Raw genomic sequence first — 22,064 nt, 5'->3', positions numbered from 1 at the left:
ATGGAACAACCCAAAAGTAATTTTAAAATTATAGCAGATAAAAAAAATGCTAGAGTTATTCTACCCAATATACTTACCTTAGTTGGCGTTTGTATTGGATTAACCTCAATTAGATTTGCATTAGATGAAAAATTTGAATTTGCAATTATAGCAATAATTTTTGCAGCTTTATTTGATTGGTTAGATGGAAGAATTGCAAGATTAATTAAAGGAACTTCAGAAGTTGGAAAAGAATTAGACTCTTTAGCAGACGTGATAAGTTTTGGTGTGGCGCCGGCATTTATTATGTATTTTTGGAAGTTAAATGAATTAGGAAGATTTGGCTGGTTGTTATGTTTAATTTATGTAAGCTGTGTGGCATTAAGATTGGCAAGGTTCAATGTTAATTCAAATCAAGGACCTTCATGGAGAGATAATTTTTTTGAAGGCGTTCCTTCACCAGCAGGAGGAATTTTAGTTTTGACACCTTTAATTATAAGTATAACAAATTTTGATTATATTATGCTTGATTATGATATTATTGTATCAACTTGTTTTATAATAATTTCTTTACTGTTAATAAGTAAATTCCCTAGCTATTCATTTAAAAAGATTATTATACAAAGAAAAGCAACTATTTTTTTATTGTTTGGGATTGTTCTATTTTTTGGACTATTATTAGTTTACCCTTTTAATGTTATAGCAATAAGTTCAATAGTTTACCTGGTAATGTTACCTATTAGTTTTTTTCACTATCAAAAATTAAAGAAACAGTATTCAGATAACAACCCAGCTGATGATGATAACTTTGAAGACATTTTATAATGAAAAAAAATGTTATTATCTCTTTAGCAGACTCTAATTATTTTGAGTTATTAAATGAGCTGGTAGACTCAATAAAAAGATTTAAACAGAGTGATAACACTGCAATTTGTATCTTAGATGGTGGATTAACAGATGATCAAATAAAAATTTTGAAACCTAAAGTGGATGAAATAAAATCCTCTGACTGGGATATCAAAATTAGTCAATTTAAGACTATGGGAAAAAAATGGCTTAAAAGTTTGATAACAAGAGCTTTTCTTACTGAATATTTTCCTAATTATGAAAAGTATTTATGGATAGATGCCGATGCCTGGGTAAATTCTTGGGAAGCAGTTGAATTATACTTTAAGGGTTGTGAAAATAACAAACTATGTATTTCAACAAATGCTGATAGAGCTTATGGAGGACTAAGAGTAGGTTGGTTTTTTGGAAGTTTTGCTAGAGTTAAATCACAGAATTATAAACATGCTAAATCTTCTGGATTTTCTGAAAAAGTGGCAAGAGAAGTTGCTTTAAGGCCACATCTAAATGCTGGAGTTTTTGCTTTAAAGTCAAGCGCACCACATTGGAAAGTTTGGAGAAAAAATTTAGAAGACTCTTTAAAATCAGGAAAAGTTTGGGGTTCAGATCAAATAGCGTTAAATATAACAATTTATCATAATAATTTACCTGTAGAAATACTCCCAGCTTATTGTAATTGGACACACATAAGTGGAATGAAATATGATGAAGACAGAAAAACATTTGTCGAACCTTATTTGCCTAATCATGAAATTGGTATTATTCATTTTGCAGGTAAGCACAATAATGAAATAAGAAATAATAAAAAAACACTAAGTAAAATTGAATGTCTTAATGGTAAGATTATTGAAAAAAATCTTAGGTTTAATAATGAATAAAAAGATTCTCATTTTAAAATTATGAAAAAAAATGTTATTGTGTCATTGGCAGACTCCAACTACTTTCCGTTACTTGATGAATTAATTAATTCTATTAAAAGATTTAGCGAAAGTAATAATGTTGCTATTTGTGTTTTAGATGCAGGTTTAACTAATGAACAAAAAGAAAAACTATCTACAAAAGTTGATGAAATTAAATCTGCTCAATGGGATATAAAAGTTCCAGATAGCAAAATTAAAGGAAGAGAATGGCTAAAGAGCCAAGTTTCAAGAGCATTTCTCTCAAAATATTTTCCAAGTTATGAAAAATATTTATGGATTGATTGTGATGCGTGGGTCAATGATTGGAAATCTATAGAATTATATTTCAAAGCATGTGACAATGGAAAGCTTGGTATAACGCAAACTATTGGGCCGGGATACAGGATAACGTCAAAAGTTAATTGGATTATTGGAAAATTAGCAATTATCAAATCTCAAAATTTTAAACACGCTATAAAATCAAATATTAGTTATGCAAAAGCAAGAAAGCTTGCGTTTGCACCACATATAAATATTGGAGTTTTTTCATTAGAAAAAAACTCAGGTGCATGGGAATCTTGGCAGAATAATCTAAAACAAACCTTAAAGGGTGGTGATATATTTGGCTCAGAACAGTTAGCAATGAATATGTCTGTTTACATAGACAACATTGAAACTGAATTTTTACCTCTTAATTGTAATTGGATAACAAGTAATCTTTTACCAAAATATGATGTGGAAAATTCTACATTTGTTGAACCTTATTTGCCAAATTATAAAATTGGAATAATGCACTTAGCTGCTGGAATCTGGAAAGATAAAAAAGACATGAGACTTAATAAAGAAATCGCAATAGATATTGAAACTTTACAAGGAAAAACTGTGAATAAGAGTTTAAGGTTTAATAATTAATTGAAAAAAAATAAAATTTCAAAAAACTGGGTTAATAAACAAAGAAGAGATACCTATGTTAAGCAATCAAAAGTGGATGGGTATCGAGCGCGATCTGCATATAAATTAATTGAAATAGATGAAAAATTTAAAATTTTTAAAGGTGGTATTTCTGTAATAGATATTGGTGCGGCTCCAGGTAGTTGGTCACAATATGCGGCAAAAGTTGCAAAAAGTGGTAGACTGATATCGATAGACTTAAAAGAAATGGAGCCCATAGGCAATACCGTTCAAATCCAAGGTGACTTTACTGAAGAAAATATCCAAGACGAAATCAAAAAACATGTAAAAACTAAAATAGATGTAGTCATGTCAGATATGGCTGTTAATACGACAGGAATAAAAAACATTGATTCAATCCAAACAGGTGAACTATGCAAGGAAGCTATGTTTTTTGCAAAGGATCTTTTAACTGATAAAGGTTATTTTATTTCAAAAATTTTTATGGGAGGCACTTTTAACGAGATAGTTGCAGAAGGAAAAAAATATTTCAAAGAAGTTAAGGTTTTTAAACCTAAATCTAGCAGAAAAGACTCTAAAGAAAGTTTTATCATTTGTAGCAGTCTTAGATAGGTACTTTTAATTTAAAAGGAATCGTATATAAAAGATTATGGTTCCTATAAAAGAAGCACTTACCTTTGATGATGTCACGCTAGCTCCAAAATACTCTGAAATATTACCTTCGGAGGTAAATACTGACATCTATTTAACTAGTAACCTTAAACTAAAAATTCCTCTTCTATCGTCTGCAATGGATACGGTCACAGAGAGTAAAATGGCAATTGCTATAGCAAAAGCTGGTGGAATAGGAGTTATTCATAGAAATCTAGACATCAAAAAACAAATTATAGAAATTAAAAAAGTCAAAAAGCAAAAATTATTAGTTGGCGCAGCTGTTGGAGCTGGACCAAACGAATTTGATAGGTCCAAAGCTATAATAAAAGAAGGTGTTGATCTAATAGTGGTTGATACAGCTCACGGTCATACTAAAAAAGTTGGAGAGATCATTAAATTTATCAAAAAATTGAAGAATAAAAAGATTGCTTTATGTGCTGGAAATATTGCAACACCAGAAGCAGCTAAATTTTTAATTAAATTAGGTGTTGATATTATTAAAGTTGGAATTGGCCCTGGATCTATTTGCACCACAAGATTAGTTGCAGGAATTGGAGTTCCTCAATTAAGTGCAATTTTGTCTGTAAGAAATGGATTGAAAAATAAAAATATAAAAATTATTTCTGATGGTGGAATTAAATATTCGGGTGACCTAGCAAAAGCATTTGCCGCAGGTGCTGATGCTGTAATGATAGGATCATTATTTGCTGGTACAGATGAAACACCAGGAAAATTAATAAAAAAAAATGGAAAATTATTTAAAAGCTTTAGAGGTATGGGCTCTGTAGGAGCAATGAACAAAGGTTCAGCAGATAGATATTTTCAAACCAAACAAAAAGATACATCAAAATATGTTCCAGAAGGAGTTGAAGGTTTTGCAAAATATAAAGGAGATGTAGGAAGTATTATTTATAAATTGATTGGTGGACTAAGATCATCTATGGGCTATCTTGGATCCAAAAATTTAATAAAACTTAGAATAAAACCAAACTTTGTTAAGATTACTAAAGCAGGTTTTTATGAAAGTATGGTTCACAACGTAGATGTAGTTAAAAATGACAGTAAATATTAATGAATAAAATTTTTAAATTAATCACTTTAATATATTTTTCTTTATTTTCTATAAACTTAGCACTAAGTGCAGAAAGTTTTTTTGATGAAGCGTTAAAAAAGTATCAAGATAAAAAATATGATGATGCACGATTTATGTTAGAGCGCAATATAGTTTTTAATCCTAAAGATGCAAAATCGTATTTGTATTTAGCAAAAATTTATAATCATGAAAAAAATCAAAAAAAGGAAGAATATAACTTGGACACAGCGTTACTGATAGAGCCAAATAATGAAGAAGTTATTTTAATGTTAATGAAAATAGCTTTAAAGAAATCAAATTACTCTAAAGTCAAAGATCTCTCGCAAACATTTGTAAAAGTTTGTGATGAATTATGTGATGAAAATAAAGAAATTCAAAAGTCTCTTAAAAATATAGAACCAGAAAATGAGTCTTGATCAAAATCTTGATAAAATCTTAATAATAGATTTTGGTTCACAATTCACTCAATTAATTGCTAGAAGAATTAGAGAACTAGGAGTTTTTTCTGAAATAATAAGTCACAAAAAAATCAAAATTAAAGATATTGATAAATCTATTAAAGGAATTATTTTATCTGGCGGACCTTTAAATGTTTATCAAATTAACAAATATTCATTTGATAAAAAAATTATAAATTTAAATATTCCAATTCTTGGTATTTGTTTTGGTCATCAAATTCTTTCTAAGCTTAATGGGGGTAAAGTTAAGCAATCAAAGCATCGTGAGTTTGGATTAGCTAATATTTATAAAAAAAACGAAAGCCTTTTAACTAAAAATTTTTTTAATAAAAAAAAATTTAAAAAAGTTTGGATGAGTCATGCAGATCAAGTATCAAAGCTTCCACAAAATTTTAAAGTAGTAGCATCAAGTACTAATTCAAAATTTGCCATTGTAGAAAATAAATTAAAAAGGTTTTATGGAATTCAATTCCATCCAGAGGTAACCCATACTGAAAATGGAAAAAAATTGATTAGTAATTTTATTTTTTTGATTTGTAAAATTAAACGTAATTGGTCTTCTAAAGATCAAAAAATACAGCTTATTAAGGAAGTTAAAGATCAAGTTGGATCTGAAAAAGTTATTTGTGCTTTATCAGGCGGTGTTGATAGTAGCGTGGTGGCTCAATTACTTAATAAAGCCATTGGTAAAAAATTATATTGTATTTTTGTTAATACTGGTCTTTTAAGAAAAAATGAAGAAGTACAAGTTGTTAAGACTTTTAAGAAACGTTTAAAAATGAACTTAATTTATGTAAATGCTGAAAAGGAATTTTTAAAAAAGCTACACAATGTTTCTGATCCTGAAAAAAAGAGAAAAATTATAGGTAATCTTTTTATAAAAATATTTGAAAGATATGCAAAAAAAATTAAAAATGTAAAATTTTTAGCTCAAGGAACTCTATATCCAGATTTAATTGAAAGCAAATCAGTAACAGGCAGTCAAACCTCAAAAATCAAATCACATCATAATGTTGGAGGACTTCCAAAAAAGATGAAGCTTAAACTTGTCGAACCCTTAAAATTTCTTTTTAAAGATGAAGTTAGAAAATTAGGTTTAGAATTAAATTTAAGTAAGGATATTATCTCAAGGCATCCTTTCCCAGGACCTGGTTTAGCAATTAGAATGCCAGGAATAATTACAAATGATAAAATTAAAATACTTAAAGAAGCTGATTCTTATTTTATACAAGCATTAAGAGATCACGGTCTTTACCATAAAATATGGCAAGCATATGCTGCTTTGTTACCTGTCAAAACAGTAGGTGTTATGGGTGATAATCGTACTTATGAGTATTTATGTCTTTTAAGAGCAATAACATCTGAAGATGGAATGACAGCAGATTTTTATGAGTTCAAAAAGTCTTTCATGGAAACAATTTCTAATCAAATAGTGAATAGCATAAGAGGTATTAATAGAGTTGTTTATGATATTACCTCAAAACCACCTAGTACTATTGAATTAGAGTAGTTTTAAACTATAAATTAGTCATATGAAATATTTGCATACCATGATCAGAGTTAAAGATATTGATGAGTCATTAAAATTTTTCTGTGATGGGTTAGGCTTAAAAGAAATAAGGCGTATGGAAAATGAAAAGGGCAGATTCACTCTTGTCTTTCTTGCAGCTCCAAATGATGAAAAAGCAGAAATTGAATTAACATACAATTGGGATGGCGATGAACTTGGTAAAGGTTCAAGAAATTTTGGCCATTTAGCTTATAGAGTTGATAACATTTATGAAACTTGTCAAAGATTGCTGGATATGGGTTATACTATTAATAGACCGCCTCGTGATGGTCATATGGCGTTTGTTAGATCTCCAGACAATATTTCAATTGAAATACTTCAAGAAGGAAATTTAGAACCCAAAGAACCTTGGGCTTCAATGGAAAATACCGGCTCGTGGTAAGTCGATGAAAAAGCAAATATTAGATATAATTAAAAAAAAAATAAATCAAAGATTGTTAGTTTAACTGCTTATTCAAAGAATATTGCTTCAATCTTGGATAACTTCTGCGATATAATTTTAGTAGGAGATTCACTTGGTTCAGTTTTATACAATTATAAATCTACAAGACAAGTAAGCTTAAAGACTATGATAGAGCATTCAAAAAGTGTGAGAATGGGTATAAAAAAAAGCTTAATGGTTGTTGATATGCCACATAACACATATCGAAATGCTAAAGAAGCACTTAGAAATGCAAAAAAAATAATTTCAATTACAAAATGTGATGCTATTAAATTGGAAGGTGGAAAAAAAATTTATAATATTGTTCAAGCTTTAACTAAAAATAAAATACCAGTAATGGGTCACTTAGGATTACTGCCTCAATCAGATAAAACTTTTAAATACAAAGGAAAAAAAAGTTCTGAAAGAAATAAGATTTTAAATGATGCCAAATTATTAGAAAGTGCAGGTGTATTTTCAATTGTTCTTGAATGCGTAGAAACTACTCTAGCAAAAAAAGTAACAAGTCAGATTAACATTCCAACTATTGGAATAGGAGCTTCAAATAATTGTGATGGACAGATTTTGGTACTAGATGATTTGATTGGACTTAACCCAATAGATGTTAGGTTTGTTAAGAAATATAGCAACATTAGAAAAGAAATAAAAAAAGCAGTATCTAATTATTCTAAGGATGTGAAGCAAAAAAAGTTTCCACTAAAGAAACACTCTTATTAACTAAAAATATTTAATAAATTCTTCATTAATTTTTAAAATTTCTAGATCAACTAATCCACCAATTATTAACTGCAATCCTACAATAAGAATAAATATTAACCCCATATAAGCAATCCAGATATGTTTTTGTATGTAATTTGCCATGTAGGTTGCTAAGGCTCCAGTCAAAACGACTGATAAAACAAGGCCAAAAATCATAAAACCAAAATATTCTTTAGCCGCTGCAACAACCCCAATCACATTGTCAAAGCTAATCATAATATCTGCAAATAAAACTTTTCCAATACTACTTATGTAAGAGGGTTCTTTTGTTTTTTTAGTTTGTGATTTAATTTTTTTAATATCAACCAAATCTTTTCTTAAATCATTGACAATCCAAATTAATAATAATCCCCCTAATATTTTGATGAAATAAAATTTAAATAAGTAAGTAGCAAATATAGCAAAAAAAATTTTGAATACAAAAGCTCCTGCCACACCCCACAAAATAATTTGTTTCCTATTTTTGGGTACAAAGTTTGCTGCAATTGAACCAACTATAACTGCGTTATCAGCTGTTAAGATAATAGTGATAAAAATAATTTTAGTTAAAATAACGAGTTCTTCAATCAAGGTAAGTTAATATTATTTTAAATTTATAATAATTCAATAAAAAGTATAAAAAAAAAGGCGGTCAAATTAATGACCGCCTCTAATATTATCTAAAATTATTTTTGAGACCAAGTAGGCATTGGATACTGCAATTTACATGCAGCTAATTCAAATGGATAAACTGTACAATATTTACCACCTTGAACTTGCATCAAAATACCTCTAGTTTTTTCATTTTGACCGTCAGCACCAAATTTAATTCCTCTGTAAGGAACAATTAAAGAGTCTGATGACATATCTAAATTAACTAACGCTTGTCTAATTTTTTCAGGATCAGTTGATTCAGCATTATTAATTGCATTCGCTAATGCCATAAAGCCAGTAAAAGCTCTAGCTGGTACATCAGATAGATCTCTTCCGCCTGAGTGAGTTTTGAAAAGGTCATTTACAGTACCAATCATTGGAATTGTAGTAGCCAAGTCAGTATTGAAAGGAGATCTTGTAATTACACCTTCAGCTTTACTTCCCATAGTAGCTATAAATTTTGGATCAGTATATCCAGCATTCTGTGCAACTAAAAGTTTAGGGTTATAATCAAGTTCTTTAGCAGTATTTAAAAATAAATAAGCATCAGCAGTATAAGATGACGGCAATAAAACATCAGGGTTTTTTGCTTTCAATCTCTGTACTTCAGAACTTAAAGATGTTGTTTTTGCTTTATAGCTAATTTTTTCAATAACTTTAAATCCTTGATCTTTAGCCATTTTATTTTGTGTTCCACCACTATCAGATCCCCACAAAGTATCTTCATGAATAATACCAAGTGTATTTAATTTGTTATTATTCTTTTTGTTGAAGTCATTCATAAATTCAAACATTAATTGAGTAAATTCACCATCGTGTGGAGTGACTTTAAAGAAATATTTAAATCCTCTTGTTGTTAATTTTGGAGATGTAGACTCACCATTAACCCAAGGTATACCAGCTCTTTCAGAAACTTGACTAGCTGCACCAGTAACTGATGAATAGTAAGCTCCAAACATTGCGTGAACTTTATCAGAATTTAACATTTTTTCTGTTTCACCAACTCCAATATCTGGTTTTCCACCATGGTCACCAACAACTATTGAAATTTTTCCACCACCCAAACCTTTTAGACCAGCATCTTTTGCTAAAGGCATTCCAGGAATATTGTGGCTATTATTAATAATATCTAAAGCAGTTTGTACTGCAGCAACCGCATCCTTACCCACTTGGGCTACAGGACCAGTTAATGGATACAGTACTCCAATTTTAACATCTTGCGCAGAACTTACTACAGGTGCACAAATTAATGATAAAAAAGTAAATACTGCAAGTATTAATTTTTTCATTTATTTCCCCTCATATTTGTTTTTGTTAATAACTAATTAAATACCATATATAAAATCAATTCAATGATATACTTTTGCAATTATATATAATGTTTATACGTTTTCTAATTTATATTTATTCTTAATGACATCAGAGATTATTCTTCAAGCAATTGTTACCGGTCTAATGATGGGATTAATTTATGCCTTAATAGCTGCAGGACTGAGTTTAATTTTTGGTTTAATGGATATTGTGAATTTTGCTCACGGTGAACATTTAATGCTATCAATGTTTTCTTCATTTTGGCTGTGGTCATTATTTGGGATTGATCCTATTTTTTCAATTCCGATTACAATTTTATTGATGGCTGTATGTGGAATACTCACACACTATTTTTTAATTAGATACATCTTAAAAGCAAAAATGTTAATTCAAATTTGTGCTACTTTTGGATTATCAATATTCATAAGATCTATAGCTCAATTATTATGGACACCAGATTTTAGAAATGTAGAAAAACCTTTATTGGAGGGTAGGCTTGAAATAGGATCTGTTTTTATTGGTCAACCACAATTAGTAGCAAGCTTAGTATGTTTGGTTGCTTTTATAGCTTTGTATTTATTTGTCACAAAAACTGAAACTGGTTTAGCTTTACAGGCTACAGCTCAAGATAGACACGCTGCTGAAATTTTAGGAATTCCTTCAAACAAAATGTTTGCAATTGGATGGGCAATTGGACTTGGATGTGTAGGTATAGCAGGTGGAATGATGGCTAACTATTTTTTCATTTTTACTGATGTAGGAATTAATTTTGCTCTATTTGCATTCGTTGCTGTAGCTTTAGGTGGTTTTGGAAGTATTATTGGCTGTTTGTATGCAGGAATAATTATTGGTCTTGTAGAGTCATTAGGGGGCTTATTGATAGATCCATCTTTTAAACTTTTGTATGTCTTTGCGATATATTTATTAGTGGTAATTTATAAACCTCAAGGTTTATTTGGTAGATATTAATGAACTATAAATTATTAACCGCACAAGCAGAGCCACTTTGGAACACAGACAAAAAAATTATTTCATTAATTGCTGGTATAGTTTTATTATTATTTGCACTACCTCATTTTGGATTAAACTCTTTTTATCTCCATTTAATGATCATGATTTTCATGCATGCTGTTATGGCTCAATCTTGGAACGTGATAGCTGGATTTTCTGGCCAGATTAGTCTTGGCCATGGTGCTTTCTTTGGCATAGGAGCTTATGCAACTTCATTTTTTTATGTTCAGTACGGTATTTCTCCCTGGATAAGCATTTTTTTTGGAATAATTTTTTCAGGAGTTGCAGCAGTTTTAATTGGAATACCAATGCTTAGATTAAGTGGGCATTATTTCGCAATCGCAACGTTGCTGATAGGGATAAGTTTTCAAGTGGTTTTTCAAAGATGGGATTTAGTTGGTGCAGCATCTGGTTTATGGGTTCCAATGACATCTGGTGACTCTTGGTTAGCGCTTCAATTTCATACAAGTAAAATGCCTTACTACTATGTTTTTTTAGTATTTTTTTTAATCACTTTTTATTTGGTTTGGATCTTAAGTAGATCAAAATTAGGATTTAGATTAAGAGCTGTGAGAGATGATCCTCAAGCGGCATTAAGTTTGTGTATTAATGTTTCAAATTATAAAATTATTGCTTATGTAATATCAGCTATGATTATGGCTCCAATGGGAAGTTTGTTTGCTCAATATATTTTAATAATTGATCCCGATAGAGTTTTTAATATTGAAATATCAATTATTGTTTTGTTGATAACTGTCCTTGGTGGAATAGGTAATGTTTGGGGCCCACTACTTGGAGCAGCAATCTTGATTCCAATTTCAGAATATTCAAGAATATATTTAGGTGGTACAGGTGGTGCGGTAGATCTAATCCTTTATGGACTAATATTAATGTTAATTTGTGTCTTTAGACCAGATGGACTTATATCTTTTGTTCCAAAAAATATTTTAGAGAGAAAAAAACAAAGATGAAAATTTTATCAGTAGAAAATTTAAGTAGAGCTTTTGGTGGAATTAAAGCAAACAATAATATTTCTTTTGACGTTGAAGAGGGCTCTATACTTGGTGTAATTGGCCCAAATGGTGCGGGAAAATCTACTTTATTCGACTTAATCACAGGCTATACAAAAGCTGATACTGGTGAAGTTAAATTTTTTGAAAAAAATATTTTTGGATTAACTCCTGACAAAATAAGTAAACTAGGTATTGGAAGAACATTTCAAAAATTAAAACCATTTGCAGATCAAACATTGCTTGAAAATGTAATGATAGGTTCGTTTGTTAAAGAAAAAAATATTAAAAAAGCTAGAGATAAAGCTTTAGAAATAATTGATTTTGTTGACTTGATTGAGAAAAGACATCATTTTGCAAAAGAGCTTTCTACAGGACAAAGAAAAAGACTTGAGATGGCAAGGGCAATGGCAATAGAGCCAAAATTATTACTAATGGACGAAGTAACTGGTGGCGTTGACCAGAAAACTATACCTGGTCTCGTGGAACTTATCAAAAAACTTAAAAAGTCAGGAGTTACAATTGTTACGATTGAACATAATATTAATATCATTATGGAGATTTCAGATAATATCTTAGCTCTAGATCAAGGAGAAAGAATAGCCTATGGCTCTCCAAAAGAAATTCAAAATAATAAACAGGTTGTGGACTCTTATTTAGGAACATTCGATGCTGCTTGATATTAAAAATATTGATGTTTTATACGATGACTTTCAAGTAATTTGGGACGTATCTATAAATGTTAAGAAAGCAGAAATGGTTGCTCTTTTAGGGCCAAACGGTTCTGGAAAAAGTACAATTTTAAATACAATAAGTAATTTAGTACATCATAAGAATGGAAGTATACATTTTGATAACAATTTAATCTCCAAAGAACCTACACATAAAAGAACTGCACTAGGCATATCTCATGTTCTTGAAAGAAGAAGAGTTTTTCCTCATTTGAATGTAATGCAAAATCTTTTACTTGGCGCTTGGCACCCTGCAGCTAAAAAGGAATTAGATAATTCGCTAAATAAAATTTATAAGATCTTTCCAAAACTTGAAGCTAGATCCAGCCAATTAGCGAGGACAATGTCTGGCGGTGAACAACAAATGTTGGCAATAGCTAGAGGTATGATGGGACTCCCAAAACTTTTAATGGTTGATGAACCTTTTTTAGGTTTGTCACCTATGGTAATGAAAGATTTAATTAAAATTTTTAAAAATATTGTTAACGAAGGAATATCAATTTTGTTTGTTGAGCAAAATGTTAGATTGGCTCTTAGTATGGCTGATAGAGGTTATGTGCTTGAAAGTGGAAGATTAGTTATTGATGGAAAATCAGAGGATCTAATTGATAACAACAAAGTTACAAAAGTTTTTTTAGGAAATTAATTATAAGGCTGCCAAATCATTATTTAGCTTATCAGTTATAAGCATTTTCCCAGGACTGTGTGTTATACAAAAATCTGGTTTTGAATCTTGTAAAACTGATTGAGGTGTTACTCCACAAGCCCAAAAAACTGGAATCTCATTATTTTTAAATGCTTTTGGTGGATCACCATATTCTGGATTCATTATATCTTTTATGCCAATTTCTGAAGGGTCACCTAAGTGTACAGGTGCACCATGAACAGCTGGAAATCTTGAACTAATTTGAATTGATCTAATTGCATCTTTTGAATTCAATGGCCTCATAGAAACCACAAGCTTTCCTGAAAATTGGCCTGCAGGTTCACAATCTATAGATGTTCGATACATTGGTACAATAGTATTATTTTCTATATGTTGAATAGGTATTCCTGCTTCAATTAAAGGTAGCTCAAAAGACATTGAGCATCCCAAAACAAATGTTGTTAAATCTTCATTCCAATATTTTTTTATATCATAAGGCTCATCAATAATTTTTCCTTTTTCCCATACTCTATATTGAGGTATATCTGTTCTGATATCGATATCTCCCAAATCTTTTAAAGATGGATCTCCCTTAGTGCCAAAGCCTATTAGAGGACAAGGCTTTGGATTTTTTTGACAAAATGAAGCAAAATCCATTGCGTACTTACTTGGTAAAATACAAATATTTCCTTGTACATATTTGTTTGCTGATCCAGCTGTTTGTTCAGTATATTCGTTATTTCTGATAACTTTTCTTGCTTCTTTTGGATTCTGTATGTCAAGCATATGAATTAATATTTTGATGTTTTTGTTCCATCAATTATTTCTTTTAATTCACCATACTCTTCACAATTACAATTTTCCAATACATTTAATCTTTCTTTTGCAAGATCAATTCTATTGGTTACAACGTAAAGTTCGCCCAAGTATTCATTAATTCCTTTATGATTTGGATCAATTTCTAAACCAAGTAAATAATATTTTTCTCCATTTTCATAATCACCTAGTTTTCTAGTTGTAAAACCCAGATAATTTAAAGTATCAGCTTGAAGGGGTTTTTTTTTATTAGATTTTAAAAGTAATTTTTGAGCTTTCTCATATCTTTTATTAGCTTTATCAGTTTTACCTTTTTTTTCATATTTCTTTGCTTGTTTAATAAGTGAAACAGCTTTGTCATAATTAGATTTAACTTTTGCTGAACTATCATCTGTTCCAGCAGCTTGTGAACTAATTGAAAATAAAGTTATAAAAAAAGACACAATTAAATATTTTTTTAACATTAAATAAATTTCTCCATTAAGTTTAAAGGTTTAAGTTTAAGTCCATTATCAATCAAATTATTTTTGATTGATTTTGCTGTAGCTAATGAACTATTGTTATCACCATGTATGCATACAGAGTCTATTTCACAAGGTATCTGTTTTCCACTGTGACAATTAAGTGCCTGATTTTTAACCATATTTAGCACGTGTTTTTTGGCTTGCTCTGGGTCAGTTATTAATGCGTGAGATTTTTTTCTAGAAACTAGATTTCCATCGTCCTCATAGTTTCTATCCGCAAAAATTTCACATGCAATTTTCATGTTGAATTTTTTTGCAGCTTCCTCCATTTTCGAACCAGTTGGAACAAGGTAAATTAAATCTTTGTTAATTCCTTTTATTGTTTTAGCTAAAGTAGTTGCTAATTCTATATCTTCACAGGCCATATTGTTAAGTGCACCATGAGGCTTAATGTGTGTAACATTTTCTTTATAATTGTCTGCAATTGTTTGTAAAATATCATATTGATCAATTATTAATTTTGTAATTTCACCTGAAGAAAGATTCATTCTTTGTCTGCCAAAATTTTCAGGGTCATTAAATGATGGATGTGCACCAATGCTTACCCCATTCTCCTTGGATATTTTAATAACTTGGTTCATAGACTCATCGTCTCCAGCATGAAAACCACAGGCAACATTAGCAGAATTTACTATCTCTAGTAAATCAGGATCATACTTATTAGAATGATGTTTAGATTTTTCACCTAAATCACAATTTATATTAATTTCCATAGTCTTAAATGTTGAAGTATAACATGACATGATAAAAAATATATCAAATCTTGGTGACGCAGCTCTTTACTGTGATTTTGGAACTGAGGTTAATAAACAAATTAACTCTGATGTAATTAAGTATTTTAATACAATTAAAGAAAAAAAAATTAAAGGAATTAATAATCTTACACCTTCTTATAATAAATTGATTATTTCTTATGATCTTCGTGTAACAAATTTTAGAGAAATCAAAGATAAAATTGAAAAACTTAATGTTGAAGAAACTTTAAAGATAAATAACAAAAATTTAGAAGTGCCAGTTTGCTGTGATGCTTCTTTTTCTTTAGACATGGAAAGATTAGAAAATAAATTAAATTTAACTAAAGAAAAAATTCTAGAGAATTTTTTTAATAAAGAATTTTTTTGTTATATGACAGGATTTATAGCAGGCATGCCTTTTTTAGGTGATTTAGATGAAAATATGAGAGTTCAACGGTTGGAAACTCCAAGAGTAAAAGTACCAAAAGGATCTGTTGGAATAACAGAACAATTTGCTGATATTTATACATTTGAAAGTCCTGGTGGGTGGAACATTATCGGAAATACCCCGTTAGAAGTATTTGATATTTCAAAAGAAAAAGATCCTAATTTAATTAACCCAGGTGACACTGTTAAATTTAAACAAATAACATTTGAAGAATATAAAAATTATAATGAGTAACAATTATTTTGAAATAATAAGAGCTGGTATAAACACAACATTTCAAGACATGGGAAGAAATAATTTATACCATATTGGTATTCCTTTCAGTGGAGCCATGGATAATAGAAATTATCTACTAGCTAATAGACTAGTTGGTAATAAATTAGACTTACCAGTTATCGAGTTTGCATATCAAGGTCCTTTATTAAAGTATAGTGGAGACAATATTACCATTGCTGTGGCTGGAGATGTAATCTTTAAAATAAGAAAAAAGGATAACGAAATAGAGGGTAATTGTTATGAAAATTATCTAATAGAAAATGGAGATGAGATTGACATTCTATCAACCAACAAATCTGTTTATGGCTATTTGGCTGTTAGTGGGGAGTTTGATTTAAAATTTCAATGGGGTAGCTGCTCGATAAATACAAAAGCCAACATTGGTTCTAACGAGGGTAAAAAATTAGAGAATAATCAAAAATTAATCATTTCAAAGATAAGTACAAATCAACAAAAAAATAAAACTAATTATTTAAACTCAAAAGTAGAAAATATAAGAGTTATAAAAGGAACTAATTTCGATTATTTTTCTGAAGAAGGAAAAAAAAATTTTTTTGAAAAAGAATTTACAGTATCAAAATTATCTGATCGAATGGGTATGAGATTAAATGGCCCTGAAATAGAAAACATTGTTAATACAAATATTAAATCTGAAGGTTTGTTGAAGGGGGTAATACAAGTTCCAGCAGATGGTAATCCAATTATAATGCTATCAGACCATGGAACGATAGGGGGTTATCCAAAAATAGGAGTTGTTGCTAGTGTTGATTATGACAGATTGGTTCAAATATCACCTGGGTCAAAAATAAAATTTAAAGAAATAGAATTATCTGATGCAGAAACTTTGTTTAAGTTGTATGAAATGGAAACTCAAAATTTAATTTCACAAATCTAATGAATATAATTACAAAATTACCTGGACCTTTATTAGTATTTTTAGGTGCTTGCTGTTTAAGTTTTGGTGGACTTATAGTTAAGTCATTTGAAGGTTCAACTTTATGGCAAATTTTATTCTGGAGATCCTTATTTTTTTCTTTGACAGTTCTAGCTTTTTTAATAATCAGTTATAAGAAGAAAACTTTTAAAGCATTTAAAGATTCTGGTTTACCAGGGTTTATTGGTGGAATTATTTTATCTTTTGGTTTCTGTGGATATGTATTTGCAATGTATAACACGACGGTTGCTAATACGAATTTCATTATATCTCTTCAAATTTTATTTCTCGCAATATTTGGTTATTTTTTTCTTAAGGAAAAAATTTCTGCAATTACGTTAACATCAATTATTTTAGCAATATCAGGCGTTTTGTTAATGGTGGGAAATTCATTAACACCAGGTGAGCTTTCAGGAAATCTTGCAGCATTTACAATGCCTATCACCTTTGCAGTTTTAATTATTATTGTGAGAAAATTTCCAACAGTTGATATGGTGCCAGCACAATTTGTAGCAGGTATATGTTCATGCTTTATTGGTTTTTTACTTTCAACAAAAATAATGATTTCACCGCATGATATTTTTCTAGGTTTTCTAGGTGGCTGTTTTCAAGTTGGATTAGGATTTATATTTATTACAACTGGAGCAAGAACTACACCTTCAGCCATGGTTGGAATAATAATGTTATCTGAATCTGTTTTGGGACCAATTTGGGCCTTTATATTTGTTAGTGAAAGACCATCTATGTTTGGGTTGATAGGAGGAGCTATAATTATTTTTGCTGTATTAGTTCAATTTTACTCACTATTAAGTGCGCGTAAAAAAAGTATTTCTCATTGACCATCTGTAAATAGTTGATAAGTTGATCATTAACGGGAGAGATTACAAATTTTGTAACACCGAAGGAGCAACCACCCAGGAAACTCTCAGGTAAAAAGGACCGTAACATATTAACTCTGGAAAGAGATTAAGTTCTCGCCGAAGGAGCAAAACTCTCAGGCAAATATACAGATGGGTAAAGCGAGTTAGTATGGAAATAAAAAAAACATCTTTAAACAAACTTCATCAAGACAACAAAGCTAAATTTGTAGAATTTGCAGGCTATGAAATGCCAATACAATACAGCAAAGGTATTGTTGAAGAGCATAAATTTACAAGAACACACTCAGGCATTTTTGATGTTTCGCATATGGGGCAATTGTTTATTTATGGTGATGATAGTCTAACTGCGGATTTAGAAAAAATTTTTCCGCTTAATTTAAAAGACTTAAAAGTAAATTCATCAAAATATAGTTTTTTAATGAATGAAAATGCTGGAATTTATGATGATTTGATTATTACAAAAATAGATGGTGGTTATCTAATAATATTAAATGCTGCTTGCAAGGATAATGACTTTAAAATTATATCTAAATTACTTAACGATAAATATAGGATGAATTTAGAGGAAAATAGATCTTTAATAGCAATACAAGGACCTAAGTCTGTAGAGATTTTAGATTTAATTCTTAATAGAGCAAAAGATCTAAATTTTATGACAGGAAATTGGTTTTATTATAAAGATCAAAAATTATTTGTAACTAGATCAGGTTATACTGGTGAAGATGGCTTTGAAGTATCTATCCCCAATGATTTTGCCGAAGAGTTTACAAAAAAATTACTTGAAAATGGAGCTCAGCTTATAGGACTTGGCGCTAGAGATACATTGAGATTAGAGGCTGGACTGTGTTTATATGGTCATGAATTGGGTTTGGATAAAACTCCAATCGAAGCCAATCTTAAATGGGCAATATCTAAAGAAAGAATAACAAATGGTGGGTTTATAGGTTCAGATAAAATTATAAATCAAATTAATGAGGGTACTCCGCAAATTAGAGTTGGCATTAAACCAGAAGGAAGATTAATTGCGAGGGAGAAAACAAAAATTTTCAATGAAGATGAGTTGGTTGTTGGTGAGGTAACTAGTGGTACCTTTGGACCAAGTTTGAATGGACCTGTTGCAATGGGTTATGTTGAAAAAGAATTTTCTCAAAAAGATACAAAAGTTTTTCTTGAGGTAAGAGGAAAAAAATATCCAGCAAATATTTGTGGATTACCATTTTATAAAAAAAGTTATGTGAAAGGAGCAACTAAATGAGTGAAGTTAAATATTCTAAAGAACATGAGTGGATAAAAATAGAAGGCGATGTTGGCACAATAGGTATTACCCAGCATGCAACTGAAATGTTGGGAGATATTGTATTTGTAGAATTACCTGACGTAGGTACTTCTGTTGAAAAAGATGGAAATGCGGGTGTAGTAGAATCAACTAAAGCTGCAAGCGATGTTTACACACCTATATCAGGGGAAGTAATGGAAAATAATCAATCTATAGTTGACGATCCTGGTAAAATTAATTCAGATCCAGAAAATGAAGCTTGGTTTTTCAAATTAAAAATTAAAGATAAAAATGAACTAGATAGTTTAATGAACAAAGATGAATATGACAAATTTGCAAAAGAAAGCGGTAGTTAAATGTTAAAAAATGCTCAAAAAGATTTTATTCAAAGACACATCGGCCCCTCTACTGAAGAGCAAAATATTATGCTTAAAGAGTTAGGGTATAAAAATCTAGATGAGTTAATAAAAAATACCGTACCAGAAAACATTTTATTAAAAGATGATTTAGAGATAGGAGATCCAAATTCTGAATATAAAGCACTCAGAAAATTAAAGAATATTTCAAAAAAAAATAAAGTTTATTCTAGCTTTATAGGAATGGGATATTACGGAACCTACACTCCTTACGTTATATTGAGAAATATTTTAGAAAATCCAGGGTGGTATACTTCTTACACACCATATCAGCCTGAAGTTGCTCAGGGTAGACTTGAGATGTTAATGAATTTTCAACAGATGATCATTGATTTTACAGGTATGGATATAGCTAATGCTTCACTTTTAGATGAAGGAACAGCCGCAGCAGAGGCTATGGGTTTAAGCTATAGAATATCTAAGACAGACTCAAATAAAGTTTTTGTATCAAAGAATTGTCACCCACAAACAATTGAAGTCATTAAAACAAGAGCCGAACCTTTAGGGGTAGAAATAATTATTGGTGATGAGGAGACTGATATCAAAGATGAGATTATCTGCGGTATAATCAGTTATCCTGGTACATTAGGAGATATTAAAGATCCTAGTGAAGCAATAAGTAAAATACATAAAAAAAATGGTAAAGCAGTTTTAGTTTGTGATTTGCTAGCTCTTGCAAAATTAAAAACACCTGCAGAATTAGGAGCAGATATCGCTGTAGGAAGTTCACAAAGATTTGGTATTCCAATGGGTTATGGTGGCCCACACGCAGCATTTTTTGCTACAAAAGATGAATACAAAAGATCGATGCCAGGTAGAATAGTTGGAGTTTCAGTAGATAGACATGGTAAAAAAGCTTATAGATTAGCTCTTCAAACTAGAGAGCAACATATTAGAAGAGATAAAGCTACAAGTAATATTTGTACTGCTCAAGCTTTGTTGGCAATTGTTTCTGCAGCTTATGCAGTTTATCATGGCCCTAAAGGAATTAAAAAAATTTCAGAAAGTGTTTCTCAGTTAACAAAAAATTTTGCTGATAAGTTGAAACAATCTGGATATGAACTTTATTCAGATCATTTTTTTGATACTGTAACTGTAAAAACTTTGGATAAGACTGATAAGATTTATAAAAATGCTTTAGATGAAGGTGTTAATATCAGAAAAGTAAATTCAGAGATGCTTGCGGTTTCTTTTGATGAAAGAAAAAACCTATACAGAGCTAATCAATTGCTAAAAATTTTTAATTGTTCTGAAACAATTAAAGAATCTATGAATGAGAGCTTATCTAATATTCCTAAAAATTTATTAAGAAGTTCAACTTACCTAGATCATCCAGTTTTTAATAGCTATCATTCAGAAACTGAAATGCTTAGATATTTAAAAAAACTAGAAGATGCAGACATTGCTTTAAATAGATCAATGATAGCTTTAGGTTCATGCACAATGAAGTTGAATGCAGTATCTGAGATGATACCAGTAACTTGGAAAGAGTTTTCACAACCACACCCTTTTTCTCCAGTAGAACAAATGGATGGTTATAGAGAACTTTTTACTGATTTAAAAAATTGGCTTAGATCAATTACTGGTTTTTCAGGTGTATCACTGCAGCCAAACGCTGGAGCCCAAGGCGAATTTGCTGGATTAATGGTAATTCGTAAATTTCATGAAAAAAATAATGAAGCTAATCGTAATGTTTGTTTAATTCCAAGCTCTGCACATGGCACTAATCCTGCGAGTGCGCAAATGGTTGGGATGAAAGTCGTTGTGGTTAAATGTGACGATCATGGAAACGTAGACTTTGAAGATTTAAAGAAAAAAGCTGAAGAACATAAAGATAATTTAGCAGCATTAATGGTTACATATCCTTCAACGCATGGAGTTTTTGAGGAGAAAATAACTGATATTTGTGAACTTATTCATGAAAATGGTGGACAAGTTTATATGGATGGAGCAAATCTAAATGCATTAGTAGGTATTGCAAAACCAGGAAAATTTGGCCCAGATGTTTGTCATATAAATTTACATAAAACATTCTGTATTCCACATGGTGGAGGAGGACCAGGCATGGGACCAATAGCTTGCAAAAAACATTTAGAAACCTTCTTACCAAAACACTCAGTGATTAAAGATTGTGGACCTACAACAGGAATTGGTGCTGTTTCAGCCGCCCCTTGGGGAAGCTCAAGTATTTTATCAATCTCATGGATGTATATAAAAATGATGGGTTCTGAAGGTTTAAAGAAAGCATCACAAGTTGCTATATTAAATGCAAATTATATTGCTCACAAATTAAAAGATTCATTTCCAATTTTGTACAAAGGCAAAAGTGGGAATGTTGCCCATGAATGTATTATTGATATTAGAAAAATAAAAGCTGATACAGGTGTTACAGAGGAAGATATAGCTAAGCGTTTAATAGATTTTGGTTACCATGCGCCCACAATGTCGTGGCCTGTTGCTGGAACTATGATGATTGAACCAACTGAAAGTGAAAGTTTAAGTGAGATAAATAGATTTTGCTCAACTCTTCAAAAAATTAAACAAGAAATCGATAAAATACATTCAGGTGAATATGATAAATTGGACAATCCAGTAAAGAATGCGCCACATACTCATCTTGAATTAGCTTCCAACAAGTGGGAACATAAATATGAGAGGGAGGAAGCAGCTTATCCATCTGAATTTTTAAAGACAGCCAAATATTGGCCACCAGTTGGAAGAGTAGATAATGTTTATGGAGATAAAAACCTATTTTGTACATGTCCATCAATGGATGAGTATGAAGATACTGCTGCATAAAATTAT

The 22,064-nt window shown here is 30.4% G+C and carries 23 protein-coding genes, 1 pseudogene and 1 riboswitch; of the genes and pseudogenes, 19 read left to right on the top strand and 5 right to left on the bottom strand.

Annotated elements, in window-relative coordinates:
- From pssA to panB, 9 genes and pseudogenes are all read left to right on the top strand, one after another.
- The gene (pssA, locus tag ACIJYA_RS05145) at window positions 1-804 is read left to right on the top strand and encodes a CDP-diacylglycerol--serine O-phosphatidyltransferase (protein WP_435087745.1); all 804 of its coding nucleotides are present in this window, start codon (window positions 1-3) and stop codon (window positions 802-804) included.
- Window positions 804-1,703, top strand: a complete 900-nt coding sequence (locus ACIJYA_RS05140) for a glycosyltransferase (RefSeq protein WP_435087744.1) — start codon at window positions 804-806, stop codon at window positions 1,701-1,703. The genes pssA and ACIJYA_RS05140 overlap by 1 nt, the downstream gene beginning before the upstream one ends.
- Window positions 1,704-1,724: 21 nt before the next feature.
- Window positions 1,725-2,636 carry a glycosyltransferase gene (locus ACIJYA_RS05135; RefSeq protein ID WP_435087742.1) on the top strand — a complete coding sequence of 304 codons (912 nt, stop codon included), beginning with the start codon at window positions 1,725-1,727 and terminating at the stop codon, window positions 2,634-2,636.
- Window positions 2,637-3,248, top strand: coding sequence for an RlmE family RNA methyltransferase (locus ACIJYA_RS05130; protein ID WP_435087740.1), 612 nt, complete (start codon window positions 2,637-2,639; stop codon window positions 3,246-3,248).
- Between the two features lie 37 nt (window positions 3,249-3,285).
- On the top strand, window positions 3,286-4,362 hold the full coding sequence (gene guaB / locus ACIJYA_RS05125) for an IMP dehydrogenase (RefSeq protein WP_435087738.1): 1,077 nt from the start codon (window positions 3,286-3,288) through the stop codon (window positions 4,360-4,362).
- Entirely contained in the window at window positions 4,362-4,799 is a 438-nt protein-coding gene (locus ACIJYA_RS05120) for a tetratricopeptide repeat protein (RefSeq protein WP_435087736.1), read from the top strand. Before guaB ends, ACIJYA_RS05120 begins: the two co-directional genes overlap by 1 nt.
- The gene (gene guaA, locus ACIJYA_RS05115) at window positions 4,789-6,351 is read left to right on the top strand and encodes a glutamine-hydrolyzing GMP synthase (protein WP_435087735.1); all 1,563 of its coding nucleotides are present in this window, start codon (window positions 4,789-4,791) and stop codon (window positions 6,349-6,351) included. The genes ACIJYA_RS05120 and guaA overlap by 11 nt, the downstream gene beginning before the upstream one ends.
- Window positions 6,352-6,373: 22 nt before the next feature.
- The gene (locus ACIJYA_RS05110) at window positions 6,374-6,793 is read left to right on the top strand and encodes a VOC family protein (RefSeq protein ID WP_435087734.1); all 420 of its coding nucleotides are present in this window, start codon (window positions 6,374-6,376) and stop codon (window positions 6,791-6,793) included.
- A 4-nt stretch (window positions 6,794-6,797) separates the two neighbouring features.
- Window positions 6,798-7,570: pseudogene (gene panB / locus ACIJYA_RS05105) on the top strand (3-methyl-2-oxobutanoate hydroxymethyltransferase).
- On the opposite strand, the gene ACIJYA_RS05100 reads toward panB, so the two are convergent.
- Together ACIJYA_RS05100 and ACIJYA_RS05095 are read right to left on the bottom strand one after the other, a co-directional pair.
- On the bottom strand, window positions 7,571-8,182 hold the full coding sequence (locus ACIJYA_RS05100; protein WP_435087732.1) for a YjbE family putative metal transport protein: 612 nt from the start codon (window positions 8,180-8,182) through the stop codon (window positions 7,571-7,573).
- Window positions 8,183-8,277: 95 nt separating this feature from the next.
- Entirely contained in the window at window positions 8,278-9,534 is a 1,257-nt protein-coding gene (locus tag ACIJYA_RS05095; protein WP_435087731.1) for an ABC transporter substrate-binding protein, read from the bottom strand.
- A gap of 124 nt (window positions 9,535-9,658) precedes the next feature.
- Between ACIJYA_RS05095 and ACIJYA_RS05090 the strand changes: the two genes are divergently transcribed.
- The 4 genes from ACIJYA_RS05090 to ACIJYA_RS05075 are packed head-to-tail and all read left to right on the top strand — an operon-like array spanning window position 9,659 to window position 12,954.
- Window positions 9,659-10,525 (top strand): branched-chain amino acid ABC transporter permease, encoded by an 867-nt coding sequence (locus tag ACIJYA_RS05090; protein ID WP_435087730.1) that lies wholly within the window; start codon window positions 9,659-9,661, stop codon window positions 10,523-10,525.
- A complete protein-coding gene (locus ACIJYA_RS05085) occupies window positions 10,525-11,538 on the top strand; it encodes a branched-chain amino acid ABC transporter permease (RefSeq protein WP_435087729.1) in 1,014 nt (337 codons plus the stop codon). Before ACIJYA_RS05090 ends, ACIJYA_RS05085 begins: the two co-directional genes overlap by 1 nt.
- Window positions 11,535-12,257 carry an ABC transporter ATP-binding protein gene (locus tag ACIJYA_RS05080; RefSeq protein ID WP_435087727.1) on the top strand — a complete coding sequence of 241 codons (723 nt, stop codon included), beginning with the start codon at window positions 11,535-11,537 and terminating at the stop codon, window positions 12,255-12,257. The genes ACIJYA_RS05085 and ACIJYA_RS05080 overlap by 4 nt, the downstream gene beginning before the upstream one ends.
- Window positions 12,247-12,954, top strand: a complete 708-nt coding sequence (locus tag ACIJYA_RS05075; protein ID WP_435087726.1) for an ABC transporter ATP-binding protein — start codon at window positions 12,247-12,249, stop codon at window positions 12,952-12,954. Before ACIJYA_RS05080 ends, ACIJYA_RS05075 begins: the two co-directional genes overlap by 11 nt.
- Here ACIJYA_RS05075 and ACIJYA_RS05070 read toward each other — a convergent pair whose 3' ends face one another.
- The 3 genes from ACIJYA_RS05070 to ACIJYA_RS05060 are packed head-to-tail and all read right to left on the bottom strand — an operon-like array spanning window position 12,955 to window position 15,007.
- A complete protein-coding gene (locus ACIJYA_RS05070; protein ID WP_435087724.1) occupies window positions 12,955-13,740 on the bottom strand; it encodes a putative hydro-lyase in 786 nt (261 codons plus the stop codon). It abuts the gene before it with no gap.
- 5 nt (window positions 13,741-13,745) lie between these two features.
- Window positions 13,746-14,234: a tetratricopeptide repeat protein gene (locus ACIJYA_RS05065; RefSeq protein ID WP_435087723.1), complete on the bottom strand. Its 489-nt coding sequence runs from the start codon at window positions 14,232-14,234 to the stop codon at window positions 13,746-13,748.
- The gene (locus tag ACIJYA_RS05060; protein WP_435087722.1) at window positions 14,234-15,007 is read right to left on the bottom strand and encodes a 5-oxoprolinase subunit PxpA; all 774 of its coding nucleotides are present in this window, start codon (window positions 15,005-15,007) and stop codon (window positions 14,234-14,236) included. The genes ACIJYA_RS05065 and ACIJYA_RS05060 overlap by 1 nt, the downstream gene beginning before the upstream one ends.
- A 28-nt stretch (window positions 15,008-15,035) precedes the next feature.
- Here ACIJYA_RS05060 and ACIJYA_RS05055 point away from each other — a divergent pair, with 28 nt between their 5' ends.
- From ACIJYA_RS05055 to gcvP, 6 genes are all read left to right on the top strand, one after another.
- On the top strand, window positions 15,036-15,710 hold the full coding sequence (locus ACIJYA_RS05055; protein WP_435087721.1) for a 5-oxoprolinase subunit B family protein: 675 nt from the start codon (window positions 15,036-15,038) through the stop codon (window positions 15,708-15,710).
- Entirely contained in the window at window positions 15,703-16,647 is a 945-nt protein-coding gene (locus tag ACIJYA_RS05050) for a biotin-dependent carboxyltransferase family protein (protein WP_435087719.1), read from the top strand. The genes ACIJYA_RS05055 and ACIJYA_RS05050 overlap by 8 nt, the downstream gene beginning before the upstream one ends.
- On the top strand, window positions 16,647-17,525 hold the full coding sequence (locus ACIJYA_RS05045; RefSeq protein ID WP_435087717.1) for a DMT family transporter: 879 nt from the start codon (window positions 16,647-16,649) through the stop codon (window positions 17,523-17,525). The genes ACIJYA_RS05050 and ACIJYA_RS05045 overlap by 1 nt, the downstream gene beginning before the upstream one ends.
- Window positions 17,526-17,548: 23 nt before the next feature.
- Window positions 17,549-17,638: riboswitch (glycine riboswitch) on the top strand.
- Between the two features lie 77 nt (window positions 17,639-17,715).
- Window positions 17,716-18,822 carry a glycine cleavage system aminomethyltransferase GcvT gene (gene gcvT, locus ACIJYA_RS05040; RefSeq protein ID WP_435087715.1) on the top strand — a complete coding sequence of 369 codons (1,107 nt, stop codon included), beginning with the start codon at window positions 17,716-17,718 and terminating at the stop codon, window positions 18,820-18,822.
- Window positions 18,819-19,199, top strand: coding sequence for a glycine cleavage system protein GcvH (gcvH, locus tag ACIJYA_RS05035; RefSeq protein ID WP_435087714.1), 381 nt, complete (start codon window positions 18,819-18,821; stop codon window positions 19,197-19,199). The genes gcvT and gcvH overlap by 4 nt, the downstream gene beginning before the upstream one ends.
- Window positions 19,200-22,058: an aminomethyl-transferring glycine dehydrogenase gene (gene gcvP / locus ACIJYA_RS05030; protein ID WP_435087712.1), complete on the top strand. Its 2,859-nt coding sequence runs from the start codon at window positions 19,200-19,202 to the stop codon at window positions 22,056-22,058.
- Window positions 22,059-22,064 lie beyond the last annotated feature (6 nt).

The sequence above is a fragment of the Candidatus Pelagibacter bacterium nBUS_29 genome (assembly GCF_051200905.1).
Classification (GTDB): Bacteria; Pseudomonadota; Alphaproteobacteria; order Pelagibacterales; family Pelagibacteraceae; genus Pelagibacter.
This window is presented reverse-complemented; position numbering and strand designations above follow the sequence as displayed.